This is a genomic window from Nevskia sp. (genome assembly GCF_023266035.1).
Lineage (GTDB): Bacteria > Pseudomonadota > Gammaproteobacteria > Nevskiales > Nevskiaceae > Nevskia.
In genome coordinates this window covers 1-15,184 of record NZ_JAHFRY010000043.1, presented here as the reverse complement: position 1 = coordinate 15,184, position 15,184 = coordinate 1, and the positions used below count along the sequence as shown (strand labels likewise).

Genomic DNA, 15,184 nt, shown 5'->3' with positions numbered 1-15,184 from the left:
GGAAAATACCGAGAGTGCCGAAGAGCGCCGTCGTCCTGCGGCGACAGTCGCGGCCGAACGATCAGAAAGTCCCGCGGTGCTTGCCGAACTACCAGACGAGGCGCTGCTGGAACAGGTCCAGCGCCAGACTTTCGACTTCTTCTGGAAGGGCGCGCATCCGGTCAGCGGCCTGGCGCCAGACCGGCGCACGACCCGCGACGAGCCGGTCGATGATCTGATCACCACCGGCGGTACGGGCTTCGGCGTGATGGCGATCATCGTCGCCGTCGAGCGCGGCTGGGTCAGCCGTGAGGCGGCGCTGGATCGCCTGAGCAGCATGCTCGACGTGCTGGTGCGGGCGCCCTGCTATCACGGCGCATTTCCGCACTTCATGAACGGCCTCACCGGCGCCACCATCGCCTTCAGCCGCAAGGATGACGCGGGTGATCTGGTCGAAACCTCGTTCCTGGTGATGGGCCTGCTGTGTGCGCGCCAGTATTTTCAGCGCGACACGCCGGCCGAGAAAAAGCTGCGCGATCGCATCAACTGGATCAGCGAAGAAGTCGAGTGGGACTGGTACACGCAAGGCGGCCGCAAGCTGCTGTACTGGCACTGGAGCCCGAACAACGGCTGGGCGATGGATCACGAGATCCACGGCTGGAACGAGTGCCTGATCACCTACGTACTGGCGGCGGGTTCCAAGCGCTACCCGATCGATCCGCTGGTCTATCACCGCGGCTACGCGACCGGACGTGATTTTCTCAACGGCAAGTCCTATTACGGCATCGAGCTGCCGCTGGGTCAGGCTTATGGCGGGCCGCTGTTCTTCAGTCACTACTCGTTCTGCGGCCTCGATCCTCACGGCCTGAAGGATCGCTATGCCGATTACTGGGATCTGAACTGCCGGCACGTGCAGATCAATCGCGTGCACTGCATCGCCAATCCGCATCGTTTCAAGGGCTACAGCGAGTCCTGCTGGGGCTTGACCGCCAGCGACGATCACGCCGGCTATGGCGCCCATGCGCCGGACAACGACAACGGCACCATCTCGCCGACCGCCGCGCTTTCGAGCCTGCCGTATGCGCCTGCCGAAGTCATGGCTACGCTGCGCTATTTCCTGCGCGAGCACGGCGAGAAAATCTGGAAGCGATACGGCTTCGTCGACGCCTTCAACGAACAGCACGACTGGACCGCCGACACCTTTCTGGCGATCGACCAGGGGCCCATCGTGGTGATGATGGAAAACCATCGCACGGGCCTGCTGTGGAAGCTGTTCATGAGCGTGCCCGAAGTGCAGAACGGCCTCCGCCGGCTGGGCTTCAGCAGCCCGCATCTGGTAGCGGGAGCTGCTTCGTGACCGAGACTTTTCATCAGTGGCTGGATCGCCAAGCGGCCTATGCAGCGACCGCGATGCTGAAGAGCGTGTCCGCGGTCGATCTGGTCAAGACGCGTCCGGGTTTCGGCCAGACCGTGCGTCCGGTCAAGGGCAGCATCATCGCTTCGCCGGTGATCGGCGCCTACGATCCGGACCCGGATTATTTCTTTCACTGGTACCGCGATTCGGCGGTGGTGATCGACGCACTGCGTCTGCTGTTTCTCGAGGGCGTGGTCGGCGCGCAAGCGCTTGAGCAGTTCGCCGACTTCCTGCGTTTCAGCCTGTCACTGCGGAAGCTGGACGGGCGCGCACTGGCGGCATCGTCAACGCGGCGCGATGGTGTGGCTGCGGATTTCCTGAAGTTCATCCGGGAAGACGACGATCTCGCCGCCGTGCACGGCGATGCGGCGTTCGCGGAAACCCGGGTCAATCCCGATGGCAGCCTGGACATCTCCAAGTGGGCACGGCCGCAGCACGATGGCCCGCCCCTGCAAGCGCTGGCCTTGATGCGCTGGGCGCGTGATGTTGCGCTGACGCCGGCCGTCAGCGCCGATCTCTCTGCGCTGATTCGCGCCAATCTCGAATTCACCTTGCAGCATTGCCACGAGCCGTCCTTCGACATCTGGGAAGAAGAGAACGGGCTGCACTACTACACGCTGAGAGTCTCGGCCGCAGCACTTGAGCAGGGTGCCGGATGGTTCGAGTCGCAGGCTGAGCCCGGTCTGGCGCTGTGCTGTCGTGCCGAGGCTTCGATGCTCACCAAGGCGCTGGATGGCTTCTGGCTGGCCGAAGAGAACTGCTACCGATCGCGGACTCTGGTGTCCGGAGAGCGTTCGTCCAAGGAGCTGGATATCGCCGTGATCCTCGCGGCCATCCATGTCGAAGCCAGCGCTCCGAAACACTCGGTCGCCGACCCGCGCATGCAGGCAACCCTGGCGCGTCTCGAAACCCTGTTCGACGGGCTTTATGCGATCAATCGCAATCGCGCGGCCGATCGTGGCCCGGCGATGGGCCGCTATCCGGGTGATGTCTATTACTCGGGCGGCGCCTATTACTTCTCGACCCTGGGTGCTTCGGAGTTCTGCTTTCGAGCCGCGATGAAATCGGACCAGGCCGCGAGCTGGATCGCACGCGGCGATGCCTATCTGGAAACGGTGCGCGTCTACACACCGGCGAGTGGCGCGCTGTCCGAACAGTTCGATCAGCAGAACGGCCGGCAAACCTCGGCCAAGCATCTGGCCTGGAGCTATGCCGCTTTCATCTCCTGCCTCGCCGCCCGGCGTGCGGCCCTGGGGCTGGGGCAGCACCATTAACGACAACGCAGCAGCCGATGCCGCCGCGCTGGCGGCCGAGGCTGGCGCTCGCTCGGGTGTGTTCCGTCAGCTCGGTACGTTGCGGCGGGCGCTGTTTGCGTCGTCGGTGGGGCGCTCGCTCAAGGTCCTGATGAGCAGCCTGCTGCTGGTGATCATCGGCACCTCGTTCGGGCAGATCGTGCTCAACCGCTGGAACAAGCCGTTCTACGACGCGCTGTCGCGCCGCGACCTGCGCGAGTTCCTGGTGCAACTCGGCGTGTTCTTCATGATTGCCGCGGTGTTGCTGGTGCTCAATGTCTTTCAGCGCTGGGTTGTGGAGAGCTTGAAGATCAAGCTGCGCGAAGGCGTGGTGCGCGATCTGGTCGGCCACTGGATGCTGCCGCGCCGCGCGTTCTGGCTGTCGACCGCGGGGCCGATGGGCGTCAACCCCGATCAGCGGATGACCGAAGACGCGCAGAAGATGTGCGACCTGTCGACCGATCTCGGCGCTGGTCTGCTGCAGGCCTCGATCCTGTTCATTTCCTTCTCCGGCATCTTGTGGGGCATCTCCGCGGACTTCAGCATCCGCATCGGCGGCATCGACTACGCGGTGCCCGGCTTCATGGTCTGGGCCGCGATCCTCTATGCCGGCACCGGCTCGCTGCTGAGTTACTGGGTGGGGCGCAGCCTGATCGCGCGCAATGCCGATCGCTATTCGCGTGAAGGCGAGCTGCGCTTTGCGCTGGTGCGTATCAACGAACATCTGGACGGCATCTCGCTCGCCGCCGGCGAGGCCGATGAGAAGCGTCGAGTCGAACGCCATCTGGGCGACGTGATGGCGGCGATGCGCCGACTGGTGCGAGGCTGGACCAACCTCACCTGGGTCACCGCCGGCTTCGGCTGGACGACCTTGGTGGCGCCGATCCTGATCGCCGCGCCGCTGTATCTGACCGGCAAGATTTCCTTCGGCGGCATGATGATGGCCGCCGCCGCGTTCACCCAGGCGCAGCAGGCGCTGCGCTGGTTCGTCGACAACTTCGGCACCATCGCCGAGTGGCGCGCCACCCTGCTGCGCGTGGCCGGCTTCCGCGAAGCCTTGACCGCGAATGCCGAGATCGTTCGCTACGCGAGCCGCATCACCTATACCGATGGCGCCAGCGGATCGATGAGCATCGATGGGCTCGAAGTTGAATCGGCACCGGGACGTGATCGGCTGGACCAGGCGAATGTCGTCGTCCGCGCCGGCGAGCGGGTGCTGATCCTGGGCACCGCCGGCACCGGCAAGACCCTGCTGTTCCGCGCCCTGGCCGGCTTGTGGCCTTGGGGCGTCGGCGAAATCACCCGCCCGGCGGACGAGGCCATCCTGTACATGCCGCGCGGCACGCCTTACCTGCCCAGTGGAACCTTGCGCGACGTGCTCGCCTACCCGATGGCGGCTGACCGCTTCGCGCAGAACACCTGCGAGCACGCGCTCAAGCGCCTGGGGCTGGAGCGGCTAGTGCCGCTGCTCGACGCCGAGCTGCGCTGGGATCGCGAGCTCAGTCACGAGGACCAGATGTGTCTCGCATTCTCGCGCGTGCTGCTGCAATCACCGTCGTGGCTGGTGATGGATGAGGCCTTGAGCATGCTGGAGGACGAGTCGCTCGAGCGGGTCATCGACGTGCTGAGCCACGAGCTGTCGGCGACCAGCATCATCCACATCGGCAAGGCCGCAGAGACCGGCAACCGTCTGTTCTCCCGCGTGCTGCATCTGGTCAAGGCGACCACGGAAGTGCCGCCTCCCGCTCCCGGGAGTGATCGTCCATGAAGCGATTCTCCTGGCTGAGTCTGCTGTGCTTGCTGAGCCTGCTGCCGGGCCTGGCACTGGCGCAGGCGTTCGAATTCCGCCCACCGCCGACCGCCAACGACGCTTCAACCCCCGCGGCCATGCGCGATCTCGCGACCCGCATCCTGCCGGTCTACGAGGAGCGCGATACCGATCGCTACCTGACCAATCTCGCCGCGCTGCAGCTGGTCGCCGGCGATTACACGGCGGCCTATGACACGCGCCAGTCGCTGCAGGAGCGGCAGCGTCCGGCAGACCTGCCACGCCCGGTCGACAAGGCCGTGCTCTACGACATCTACGCGCGGGCGAGGTCCATCGAGACTACCGAACGCGTGCCGTTCGCCAATGCCTTCAAGCAAGCCTTCAAGGAAGTGGTGCCGCGGCTCAACGATCGCGACGCGCATGCGGTTACGGTCTGGCTGGAGACACCGCGCGCGGTGTTCGAGCAAGCCTTGCAGAAGTCCTTCGATCAGTACCGCGCCGGGGGCAGCGTCAACTTCAACCAGGCGGTGGATCTGATCTGGACCTATCTGTCCTTTGACGCCTATCGCAGCTTCAGCCCGCTGATCGAAGCGCTCGATTCCGAGGACGGCGGACGCCGCTACATCGCCGACGAGCAGGTGACGATCAAGACCTCAGGCGGGCGGAAGATCCAGGCGGTGGTGATCCGCCCCAAGGACGCGGCGATTCCGCTGCCGACCCTGCTCGAGTTCACCATTCACGTCAATCAGGATTCGGTGCGCGAGGCGGCGGCCCATGGCTATGTCGGCGTGGTGGCGTACACGCGCGGCAAGCGAATCAACAGCCCGAATGCAGTCACCCCGTTCACCCACGACGGCGAAGATGCGCGCGCGGTGATCCACTGGATCACCAAGCAAAGCTGGAGCGATGGCCGGGTCGGCATGGTCGGCAGCACCGATAGCGGCTCCGCCGCCTGGGCCGTCGCCAAGCGTCCGCCGAAGGCGCTCAAGGCCATCGCCACCAGCTTCGCGTCCGCGCCGGGCATCGACTTCCCGATGAGCGGCAACATCGTCCGAAACTCGGCGTATCGCTGGGCGCAGTTCAATACCTCACCGCCACTCAAAGCAGGCGTGGCCGCGCCGAGCACGGACGACAGGGTCTGGCGACTGCTCGATCAGACCTGGTTCACCAGCGGCAAGCGTTACCGCGATCTGGATCGCCGTTTCGCGCCGCCGAACCGCGCCTTCGACGAATGGCTGGATCACCCGAGCTACGACCGCTACTGGCAGAAGCTGATCCCGTTCCGCAAGCAGTTCGCCAAGGTCGATATCCCGGTATTGACCCTGGCCGGCTACTACGGCGGTGATGCCGGCGCGCTCTACTACTTCAGCGAGCACACGCGCTACAACGCAAAGGCCAACCACAGCTTGCTGATCGGCCCCTACGACGACGACATCGCGCGGGACGCTCCAGCACCGGAGTTCAGGGGTTACGTACTGGATGCCGTCGCGCAGACCAATCTGCGCGAGCTGCGCTATCAGTGGCTCGACTCCATTTTCAAGAACGCGCCCAAGCCGGCGCTGTTGAAGGACAGGGTCAACTATCAGGTGATGGGCACCAATCAGTGGAGCCACGCGCCATCGATCGCCGCGATGGCCAATGCGACGCAGCGCTATTTTCTGGATGCCGGCGCTCCGAACGAGCCAAGACGACTGGCCCTACAGCCTGCGTCGGCAGACCGCTACGCCGAACAGACCGTCGACTTCACCGATCGCAAGGACCTGACAATTCCGTCATCGGACGTGATGAGCAAATCTCTGGCGACACCGAATGCCGTTGTCTACTCCAGCGAACCGCTGCAGCAGCCGCTGGAAATCAGCGGCCAGCTGACCGGCAAGCTGGATCTGCTGATCAACAAGCAGGACGTCGATCTGAAGATCACGGTCTACGAATTGATGGCCGGCGGCACTTACGTGCAGCTGTTCGATCCCTACGAGTTCCGCGCGAGCTACGCCAAAGATCGAACCCGTCGCCGGCTGCTGGTCGCCGGCAAACGCCAGCAGCTGCCGTTCACCATCGAACGCCTGACCAGTCGCAAGCTCGCGGCCGGCAGCCGGATCGTGCTGGTGCTCGGCGTCAACAAGCAGCCCGGCCAGCAACTCAATCTCGGCTCCGGAAAGGACGTGAAGGAAGAGACCGCTCGCGACGCCAGGAAGCCGTTGGTGATTCGCTGGTATAGCGGTAGCAGCGTTGATTTGCCGGTTCGCAGATAGCGTTGACGTCTTAGCTCAACGGCGTATCTGCTGTAGAGAAGCTTGGCCAAGTATCTCTACAGGAGCGCCCGTTGGGGCATCACCTACCGCCGATTACCTGACGGATAAATCCAGAATCAAGACGCAAATTTTTATCGCTGCCCGGATTGATTACGAGGCCGTCATAAAAGCTTTTCTCTAAAACAAAACTCATAGCCTGCTTTGTTGACATTACAAATGTGGCATTAGCCTGAGCGGTGAACCGCTGCAAAGACGGATGATCTGTGAAAAGCGCAAGGAGCCTTTTATTGTCGTCATCAACCACTTCGACGAAGCCAATCTTCTCTCCCTTCTCAATAATGAATCCGGATCGCTTGGCTTCATTAATCGGCTTTTCCATTATTGCCGCTACTAGAAGATTCGCCTTCTTGAGCTCCGAAAAGAGTTCTTCGGCCGTTTCATTTGAATGGTCGATTTGGTGCCTTTCCATTGCTGCGACCAAGCGCGGATTAGTTACCGGGGTATTGAGGTCTACCGGTGACACCAATGGCGCCGCATAAGCAGATTGAGTTGCCGACGTAGCTGAAAAGACACCAGCCCAAAGTGAGCGGAGGAATTTTCCAGAGATCATGTTTGTGGCGCTCAACTAGCAATCTGCCGACTGCCATACAAGTAGCTGCAACCATCAACGCCCACTTCCTCGCGATGCGTTTCGCCGAGATGCATGACGAAGACATCGCCCAGGCCGCAACGCTGAATCTGGCCGCCACCGGAAATCGTCATCCCGCCCGAGAGCACCAGCCCTCGCACTTCGAAGGGATGCGTGTGTTCCAGGTTGATCAGCCCCGAGGCGTACTCGCCGGCGGTGGCGGGGGTGAAGCCGTCGTGCTCGAGCGCGATCTGGAATTGCTGTGCGTCCATCAGGTCTCCTCCTGCATCGGGCGTTGAGCCGTGCTTCCTGCGTGATCGTGATCCCAGCTTAGATCAGCGGTGCCATCGGCAAAACCTGGACCGGGCCACACCTCGTTTCACGCGCGCGGCTCTATCAGGGCTTCGGGAACGTCGAGGGGGAAGTCCATCAGGATCTGCGCGAACATCTTTCCCTGCGGATCGTGGCGCAGCGAGGCGATGCCGCCGCCACCGAGCGCGCCCTGCATCAGGAAATTGAAGCCCTGCAGGCCGGGCCACTCGTAGCGCTCGACGGCCCCGATGACGAAATGAGCGAACCAGTCCTTCACCGCCGCGGCGGTCAACTGCTCGCGCAGCACCGGGACGAACTCGGCCCGGCGCGCGAGCACGCCGATGTTGGCGGCGTCGCCCTTGTCGCCGGAACGGCCGTAGGCGAGGTCGATCAGGCGGACGCGCCGCGTACGGCCTGTCGGCATCGGCTCGACCACCACGGGCACGGCTTTCACGGACAGATCGTCGGCGACTTCGATTGGCGGTGGCGACCAGGGCTGAGCATCGATCTGGATCGGCACCGCGGCCTTCGGCACGAGGCAGGACCACAGACGCACCAGCGGCGACGGCGTCGGACGCCCGCCGGCGAATCCGGTCAGGCCCTGGGCCATCGCGGTCGCCGCAGGGATGCACTCGCGGCTGAAGATTTCCAGCGCGCGCTTGTCCGCATGCTGCACGGCGATCTTGAGGATCACTTCGCGCGTGTCGCCGCGGCGAGCATGGGCACCCCAGTTGGACTCGGCACCCAGCACCTCGATGTTGGTGCGCAGGTAGTCGCCCAGGTTCTGCGCCGCGAACATCCGCCGCGTGCGCGCCAGCACGGCAGCGCCGACCGCCTCTGCCTTCCGCACCGCATCCACGCCGCCGACCATCATCGTCGTCGCGCAGCGGAAGCCTTCCTGCGCGGTGACGGAGCACTTGTAGTACGGCGACGGTGGGCGTCCGCGCGCGCCCGATACCCGCACCCGATCCGGGCCGACAGCCTCGACGCGCAGGTCGCGCCAGTCGCAGCTGACATCCGGCAGCAGGTAAGCGGCCGGATCGCCGACTTCGTAAACGATCTGTTCGGCAACGGTCTCCGGCGCCACGCGTCCGCCGGTGCCCGTCGGCTTGGTCAGCACGAAGCTGCCATCGGGCTCGCAGATGGCAATGGGGAAGCCCATGTGGTCCCAGTCCGCCACCACGGCTTCCCAGTCCGTGGCCAGCCCGCCGGTGGCCTGCACGCCGCACTCGATGACGTGGCCGGCCAGGCTGCCGGCGGAGAGGCGGTCGTAATCGGTCGCTGTCCAGCCGAAGGCGTGGATCAGCGGGCCCAGCGCCAGGGCGCTGTCGACACAGCGGCCGGTGATGACGATGTCGGCACCGCCGGCGAGCGCCGCGGCGATCGGGAAGGCACCGAGATAGGCGTTGAAGCTCCAGGGCTTGGCGGGCAGTGCTTCGTTGCTGAACATCTCGCGCAGTTGCGCGAATTCCGCCGCGCGCGGCAGCAGGTCGTCGCCGGTGACGATGGCGATTTTCAATGCGATGCCCTGGGCGGCGAGCTTTTCCTCCAGCGCCGCCTTGCAGGCCTGCGGGTTCACGCCGCCGGCGTTGGTGACCACGCGGATGCCACGCGCCTTGAGGTCTTCGGCCAGCGCGGAAAGCACGCCGGGCAGGTCGGTGGCGTAGCCCGCCGCAGGGTCCTTGGTGCGGGCTCGCGCGAGCAGGGACATGGTGATCTCCGCCAGGTAGTCGAGCACCAGCACGTCGATCTCGCCGGAGCGCACCAGCTGGCGCGGACCCTCAGCGGAGTCGCCCCAGAAGCCGGCTCCGCAGCCGATGCGCAGAGACCTCACGTTCAGCGACCGGTGTAGTGCGGCGCGCGCTTGTCGACAAAGGAGGCGCGTCCTTCCTGTGCGTCCTCCGTCGACGCCATCGCCGCGAACATGGTCTGCGAATACTCCAGCGCATCGCGCAGGCTCAGGTCGCGGATGGCGTTGAAGGTCTGCTTGCCCAGGCGCACCGCGGTCGGCGAGGCGCTGGTCACACGGGCGAGCAGCCAGTCCAGTTTCTCGTCGAGCTGCGCACGCGGAACCACGTAGTTGACGATGCCCCAGTCCAGCGCTTCCTGAGCGGTGAACTGCTCGCCGGTGATGCAGATCTCCTGCAGGCGCCGCGCCGGGATCACTCGCAGCATGTGCGGCAGGATGGTCATCGGCGTCATGCCGATCCGGGACTCCGGCGCGCCGATGCGGATGTCATCCGCGGCCACCGCCATGTCGCAGGCGCACAGCAGGCCGAAGCCGCCGGCCAGAGCATGGCCGTTGACGCGCGCGATGATCGGCAGCGTGCAGTTCTGGATGCGTTTGAACAGCTCCACCATGTAGTGCTGCGGACGCGAATAGTCGACGCCGAAGGGATTGCCGTCCGCGTTCTTCTGCAGATCACCGCCAGCGCAGAAAGCCTTGTCGCCGGCGCCGGTGAGCACGATGGCGCGGCAGGCGCGGTCCGCCACGGCGGCGTCGATGCCCTCGCCGAGCAGCCGGATGACTTCCTCGTTGATGGCGTTGCGTCGCTCGGCGCGATTGATGGTGATCCACTGCACGCCGTCACGGCGTTCGACGAGAACCAGGGAGGTCATCGGGGCTCCAGGCTTGGATGAGGCGGCCGCCGGGGATGGCGCATCCGCAGATAGTGAGCATTACTCATTAGAAAACTTCTTGTTGTCAATGTCTCGGCAACCACCCAGCGCCATCAATATTTGCAAGGAGCGGAGCTTGATGTTCTCCGTCGTTCCTGCGAGATTTCCACTAGTGAGTTCAACTCAATTTTGAGGATGATGGCGATGTCAGAGGGTTCCTGCAGCTTCGTCACCCAGGCCTTCACTGGGCTTCCGTCATGAACGACGCCGACCCGCTGCTCGACGACCTCTGGCAGCACCCGAGCGCCTTTCGGCCTGATCTGTTCGCCGGCCAGGTGGCGCTGGTCTGTGGCGGTGGCAGCGGCATCGGCCGCGCCGTGGCGCTGCTCCTGGCGCGCCTCGGTGCCACGGTGGTGGTCACTGGCCGCAAGCAGGACAAGCTCGACCGCGTGGTCGACTACGCCCGGGCGCAGGGCGCGAGGATGCACGGCTACGCCGCGCAGCTGCGCGAGCACGACCAGGTGCTGGCGCTGTACGAGCGCATCGAAGCCGAGGTCGGCATGCCGGACCTGGTGATCAACAGCGCCGGCGGCCAGTTTCCACAGAACGCCATCGACATCAGTCCCGGCGGCTGGAACGCGGTGATCACCAACAATCTCAACAACACCTGGTTCGTGATGCAGCGCGCGGCGCAGCGCTGGCGCGACCTGAAGCGCGGCGGTTCGATCGTCAACGTGATCGTGGTGCTGGAGCGCGGCATGCCGGGCGTGGCGCACACGCAGGCCGCACGCGCGGGCATCGTCGGCGCCATGCGCACGGTGGCGGTCGAATGGGCGCCGCTGGGCATCCGCGTCAACTGCGTTGCGCCCGGCCTGACCGCGAGCGAGGGCCTGGACGTCTATCCGCCCGAAGCGGTGGCCGAATTTCCGCTGGCCAATCCGTTCAAGCGGCCGGGCTCGCCGATGGAGATCGCCGAGTCCTGCGTGTTCCTGTCTTCGTCCAGCGCCAGCTTCATCACCGGCGAGACGCTGACCGTCGACGGCGGCGGCAAGCTGTGGGGCGAGCTGTGGCTTGCCGGACGTCCCGAGTGGTACCGGTCACCGAATTGCTAGGCGCGCGGGCCCTTGTCCGGCGAGCGCAGGCTGGCCGCCACGCGCTCGAGCCGGTCGGCAAGGGCCGAGAGATCGGTCTCCGGCGAGCTCGCGACGCCCGCCTCCCGACGCTCGATCCCGCCACAGACCAGGTCGGTGATCTGGTCCGCGTAACGCTCCGCATCCAGCGTGGCGTGGCCGTAGAGAAATCCCCAGGCGTGGTGCTCGATGCCGCCGTAGATCACGTCGCGCAGCAGTTCGACCGGCAGGTGGTCACGGAACTCCCCGGCGGCGATGCCCTCCCGCACCACGTCGAGCAGCAGCCCCGTGTACGCCAGGTTCATGCGGTGCACCGGCGAGCGCGAATAGCCGGGCTGCGAGCGCACATCGGAGAAGATCAGCCGGCACATGCCGGGCCATTCCCGGATCGTTGTCAGGTGGCGCCAGACCAGATACCGGAACCGAGCGCGCGCGCCGCGGATCACCGACAGATCCTTGGTGTAGTCGCCGAACAGCTCGCCGTACCACTGCTCGATCACCCGGTTGAGCAACTCGCGCTTGGTCGGGAAATACTTGAACACCGTGCCTTCGGCGACGCCGAGACGGCCCGCGATCTCGGTCACCGCTGTCGAATGGAAGCCGCGCGCCACGAAGATGTCGCGCGCCACGGCCAGGATCTCCTGGGCGCGCTCGTCGGAGGCCATGCGCGATGCCCGTTGACGAGGCAGCTTCGATGCCGTCTCTGCGCCGCGACGCGACGGGCTCATGAGGGTTTTCCGGAGGAAGTGAGTGACCATCACTATAGGGGCGGCTCGCGTTGCCGGTCCACGTCCTGCGGCGCCGGCGCGCACGCGGACGTGAGCACATAAAAAAACCGCCGGGGGAGAAAGCCGATGAAGCTGGACGTGGAGAACCTGTACGACCGCCGAGCGGACCACCGCTGGGAGCGCATCAGCGTTGGCGACATCTTCGAACGCATGACCTGGAGTCAGCCGGACAAGCTGGCGCTGGTGGCAGCGCCGTGCGCGGTGCGCGATCCGCAGTTCGCGCGCGTCACTTACCGGCAGGCAGATCAGGCGGCGAACGCGATCGCCCACGGCCTGCTGGCGCACGGCCTGGCGCGCGGCGCGCGGGTGGCGCTGTTCTGCGACAACTCCAACGAAGCCTTCCTCGTCAAGATCGCCTGCGCCAAGGCCGGCCTGGTGGCGATGCCGCTCAACACCATGATGGCCGCCGACATGCTCGAGCACTCGCTGAGGCAGGTGGGTGCGGCGGCCGCGATCATCGATGCCGAAGCCTGGCCCAAGGCGAAAGGACCGCTGACGGCGGTCGGCATTGCGGTGCTGGCGGCGATCGTCACCCGCGACGGCGACGGCGCCGGGCTGCCGTCTCTGGCGCAACTGATGCACGGCCAGCCGGCGACCGAACCCGAAGTGCGCATTCACGGCGACGACATCTGGGAAATCCTGATGACCTCGGGCACCACCGCGATGCCCAAGGCGGTGATGATCTCCCACAGCTGCACCTATCTCGCGGGTCTCAACCAGGCCTCGGCGTATTCGCGCGGCGTGCCGTTCGAGTCCGACTACCGCATCTGCTCCTTCCTGCCGATGATCTATCACATCGGCGACCAGATCTTTCCGATGTCGGCCCTGCTCTCCGGCGGCAGCGTGGTGCTGGGCCGCACGCCGACGCCGGCCAATCTCTGCGCCGCCATCGACCGTGAACGCCCGTCGGCCTACTTCGCCGGATCGCCACAGTTCCTGGCCGACCTGGTCCGCACCGCCGAGGCCTCCGACCCGGTGCCGAATCTGGGCAGCCTGCGTGTCGTGGTCTACGGCTGGGGCGCGGTCGATCCGGCCGTGCGCGAGCGGCTCAAGCGGCTGAGCCCGCACGCCAATCTCGTCGGCATCTTCGGCCAGACCGAGTGCATCGCGCTGCACCGATTTCCGGTCGAGCAGTATTCCGAGGTCTACCAGCAGACTGCGCCGGCGACCAACATCGTCGGCCTGCCGACGCCCCTGCTCGCGTCGACCGTGATGGACGAGGATGGCCGCTCGCTGCACGACCAGCCCGGGGTGCGTGGCGAGGCGGTGTATCGCTCGCCGATCATCACCGCCGGCTACTTCCGCGACGAGCCGGCGACGCGCGCCGCCTTCCGTCACGGCTGGTTCCACAGCGGTGACCTGTGCGAATTCCGCGACGATGGGCTGCGCGTGATGGTCGACCGCTACAAGGACGTGGTGAAGTCCGGGGGCGAGAACGTTTCCAGCCTGCGGGTGGAATCCGTCGTCGCGCAGTTTCCCGGCGTGGCTCGGGTCGCCGTCGTCGGCCTGCCGGATCCGCGCTGGGGCGAAATGGTCACCGCGGTCGTCGTGCCACGGCCGGGCGAGACGATCGACGAAACGGCGCTGATCGCATTCTGTCGCGAGCGACTCGCGGGCTTCGAAACGCCCAAGCGTGTCGTGCTGATGGACGATCTGCCGGCGACCGTCGGTGGCAAGGTGCTCAAGTACAAGCTGCGCGACATGCTTGCGCCGCGCTGAGCCCGCGTCGCGCTTCGTCGGCCCGCCGGCTTCTACCTCGCCGGCTTGAAAGTCTTCTCGACGTACGCCCGAATGCCTGCGGCTGTCTGCGGGCTCGCCCAGTGCGCCAGCGCCTGCTGGTCGTAGGCCGGACCCTCAGCACGAATTCGGGCGGCCGATGCCGCGCGCAGCGCCTGCTTGGTCAGGGCAAAGGCTTGCGACGGCACCGCGGCCAGCGATTCCGCCACGGCGATCGCGCGTTCGAGCACCTGCCCGGAGGCAAGCAGTTCATCGGCGAGCCCCCGTTGCAAAGCCTGCTCGCCGGCAAAGGTGTCGGCGCCGTACAGCACGCTCTGCAGATACCGGTGGGTGACTGCGAAACGCATGATCTCCAGAGCGCTCATGGGTAGCGGAACGCCGACCTTGAGCTCGGGCACGCCGGTCCGCGCGCCTTCGGCGAGCACCCGCTGATCGGCCGCGCAGGCCAGCACGCAACCACCTGCGATCGCCGCGCCATTGATCGCCGCGATCACCGGCTTGGGGCATTCGAACACTGCGTTGAACATCGCGCTGAGTGCCGGCAGGAAGCGTTCGACATACGCCATTCCGCCGTCGACGATGCGCAGCAGATCCACCCCGGCCGAAAAGATGCGGCCCTGGCCGACGATGACGACCGCCCGGCACGGGTCCGCTGACAGGGCGCGGAACTGTTCGGCCAGCGCTACACAGAACTCCACATCCATGGTGTTGGCCTTGCCGTGGCTCATGCTCAGCACCGCAATGTCGTTCTTGCGAGCGATCTCGAACACTGTGTTTCTCCTGACAGGTTTACCAAGCAGCGCAGCAAGCGCAGCGCTGCTTCGGCACTAGCGAACGTGGGCTTGCTCGACGCTCAACTTCAAGCCGAAACAGGAACCTTCTTGCGCGCGTAGGCGAGCAGGAATTCCATCTGATCGGCGAGGATCCTGCGGTTCGACAGGATCAGGTACTGGGCCAGGTTCGGGATGTAGGGCACGGCCAGCAGTTTCATGCCGGCTTCTTCGGGCGTGCGGTCGTCCTTGTACTGGTTGCAGTTGCGGCAGGCGGTGACACAGTTTTCCCAGATGCTGCCACCGCCCCGGGACGCCGGGATGATGTGATCGCGGGTCAGATCGTTCGGCGAGAACTGCCGGCCGCAGTACAGGCAGAGATTGCGATTTATATGTATGGACACCGATGTCTTTTTGAGCATGTGAAGGAGCAGTGGAAGGTAGTTGACGTCCGTTCTATGTAAGGCGAAACTTCCTTATGCAGAGATACATGGT

At 65.2% G+C, this 15,184-nt stretch carries 12 protein-coding genes and 1 pseudogene; 6 read left to right on the top strand and 7 right to left on the bottom strand.

The annotated features are described in order from the left end of the window. Positions 1-76: 76 nt before the first annotated feature. From Q0D45_RS08600 to Q0D45_RS08585, 4 genes are read left to right on the top strand one after another with little or no spacing between them, the layout of a single operon-like run. The gene (locus Q0D45_RS08600) at positions 77-1,336 is read left to right on the top strand and encodes a glucoamylase family protein (RefSeq protein ID WP_293391330.1); all 1,260 of its coding nucleotides are present in this window, start codon (positions 77-79) and stop codon (positions 1,334-1,336) included. After that, a complete protein-coding gene (locus Q0D45_RS08595; RefSeq protein ID WP_293391284.1) occupies positions 1,333-2,667 on the top strand; it encodes a glycoside hydrolase family 15 protein in 1,335 nt (444 codons plus the stop codon). Before Q0D45_RS08600 ends, Q0D45_RS08595 begins: the two co-directional genes overlap by 4 nt. After that, positions 2,603-4,453: an ABC transporter ATP-binding protein/permease gene (locus Q0D45_RS08590; RefSeq protein WP_293391281.1), complete on the top strand. Its 1,851-nt coding sequence runs from the start codon at positions 2,603-2,605 to the stop codon at positions 4,451-4,453. The genes Q0D45_RS08595 and Q0D45_RS08590 overlap by 65 nt, the downstream gene beginning before the upstream one ends. Then, positions 4,450-6,705 (top strand): CocE/NonD family hydrolase, encoded by a 2,256-nt coding sequence (locus Q0D45_RS08585; protein WP_293391278.1) that lies wholly within the window; start codon positions 4,450-4,452, stop codon positions 6,703-6,705. The genes Q0D45_RS08590 and Q0D45_RS08585 overlap by 4 nt, the downstream gene beginning before the upstream one ends. Positions 6,706-6,784: 79 nt before the next feature. On the opposite strand, the gene Q0D45_RS08580 is transcribed toward Q0D45_RS08585, so the two are convergent. From Q0D45_RS08580 to Q0D45_RS08565, 4 genes are all read right to left on the bottom strand, one after another. Beyond that, positions 6,785-7,315: an SseB family protein gene (locus Q0D45_RS08580; protein ID WP_293391275.1), complete on the bottom strand. Its 531-nt coding sequence runs from the start codon at positions 7,313-7,315 to the stop codon at positions 6,785-6,787. Positions 7,316-7,326: 11 nt separating this feature from the next. Next, on the bottom strand, positions 7,327-7,605 hold the full coding sequence (locus Q0D45_RS08575; protein WP_293391273.1) for a hypothetical protein: 279 nt from the start codon (positions 7,603-7,605) through the stop codon (positions 7,327-7,329). A gap of 107 nt (positions 7,606-7,712) precedes the next feature. Further along, positions 7,713-9,479: an acyclic terpene utilization AtuA family protein gene (locus tag Q0D45_RS08570; RefSeq protein ID WP_293391270.1), complete on the bottom strand. Its 1,767-nt coding sequence runs from the start codon at positions 9,477-9,479 to the stop codon at positions 7,713-7,715. Between the two features lie 2 nt (positions 9,480-9,481). Next, positions 9,482-10,264: an enoyl-CoA hydratase-related protein gene (locus Q0D45_RS08565; protein WP_293391268.1), complete on the bottom strand. Its 783-nt coding sequence runs from the start codon at positions 10,262-10,264 to the stop codon at positions 9,482-9,484. A 257-nt stretch (positions 10,265-10,521) separates the two neighbouring features. Here Q0D45_RS08565 and Q0D45_RS08560 point away from each other — a divergent pair, with 257 nt between their 5' ends. Next, entirely contained in the window at positions 10,522-11,376 is an 855-nt protein-coding gene (locus tag Q0D45_RS08560) for an SDR family oxidoreductase (protein WP_293391265.1), read from the top strand. Here Q0D45_RS08560 and Q0D45_RS08555 read toward each other — a convergent pair. Beyond that, positions 11,373-12,122, bottom strand: a complete 750-nt coding sequence (locus Q0D45_RS08555; protein ID WP_293391262.1) for a TetR/AcrR family transcriptional regulator — start codon at positions 12,120-12,122, stop codon at positions 11,373-11,375. The genes Q0D45_RS08560 and Q0D45_RS08555 overlap by 4 nt on opposite strands. A 126-nt stretch (positions 12,123-12,248) precedes the next feature. Here Q0D45_RS08555 and Q0D45_RS08550 point away from each other — a divergent pair, with 126 nt between their 5' ends. After that, positions 12,249-13,901 (top strand): AMP-binding protein, encoded by a 1,653-nt coding sequence (locus tag Q0D45_RS08550; RefSeq protein ID WP_293391260.1) that lies wholly within the window; start codon positions 12,249-12,251, stop codon positions 13,899-13,901. Between the two features lie 32 nt (positions 13,902-13,933). Here Q0D45_RS08550 and Q0D45_RS08545 read toward each other — a convergent pair whose 3' ends face one another. Both Q0D45_RS08545 and Q0D45_RS08540 read right to left on the bottom strand, forming a co-directional pair. Then, positions 13,934-14,689: an enoyl-CoA hydratase/isomerase family protein gene (locus Q0D45_RS08545; RefSeq protein ID WP_293391258.1), complete on the bottom strand. Its 756-nt coding sequence runs from the start codon at positions 14,687-14,689 to the stop codon at positions 13,934-13,936. Between the two features lie 89 nt (positions 14,690-14,778). After that, positions 14,779-15,078 (bottom strand): annotated as a pseudogene (locus tag Q0D45_RS08540) (HNH endonuclease); the annotation flags it as partial. Positions 15,079-15,184 lie beyond the last annotated feature (106 nt).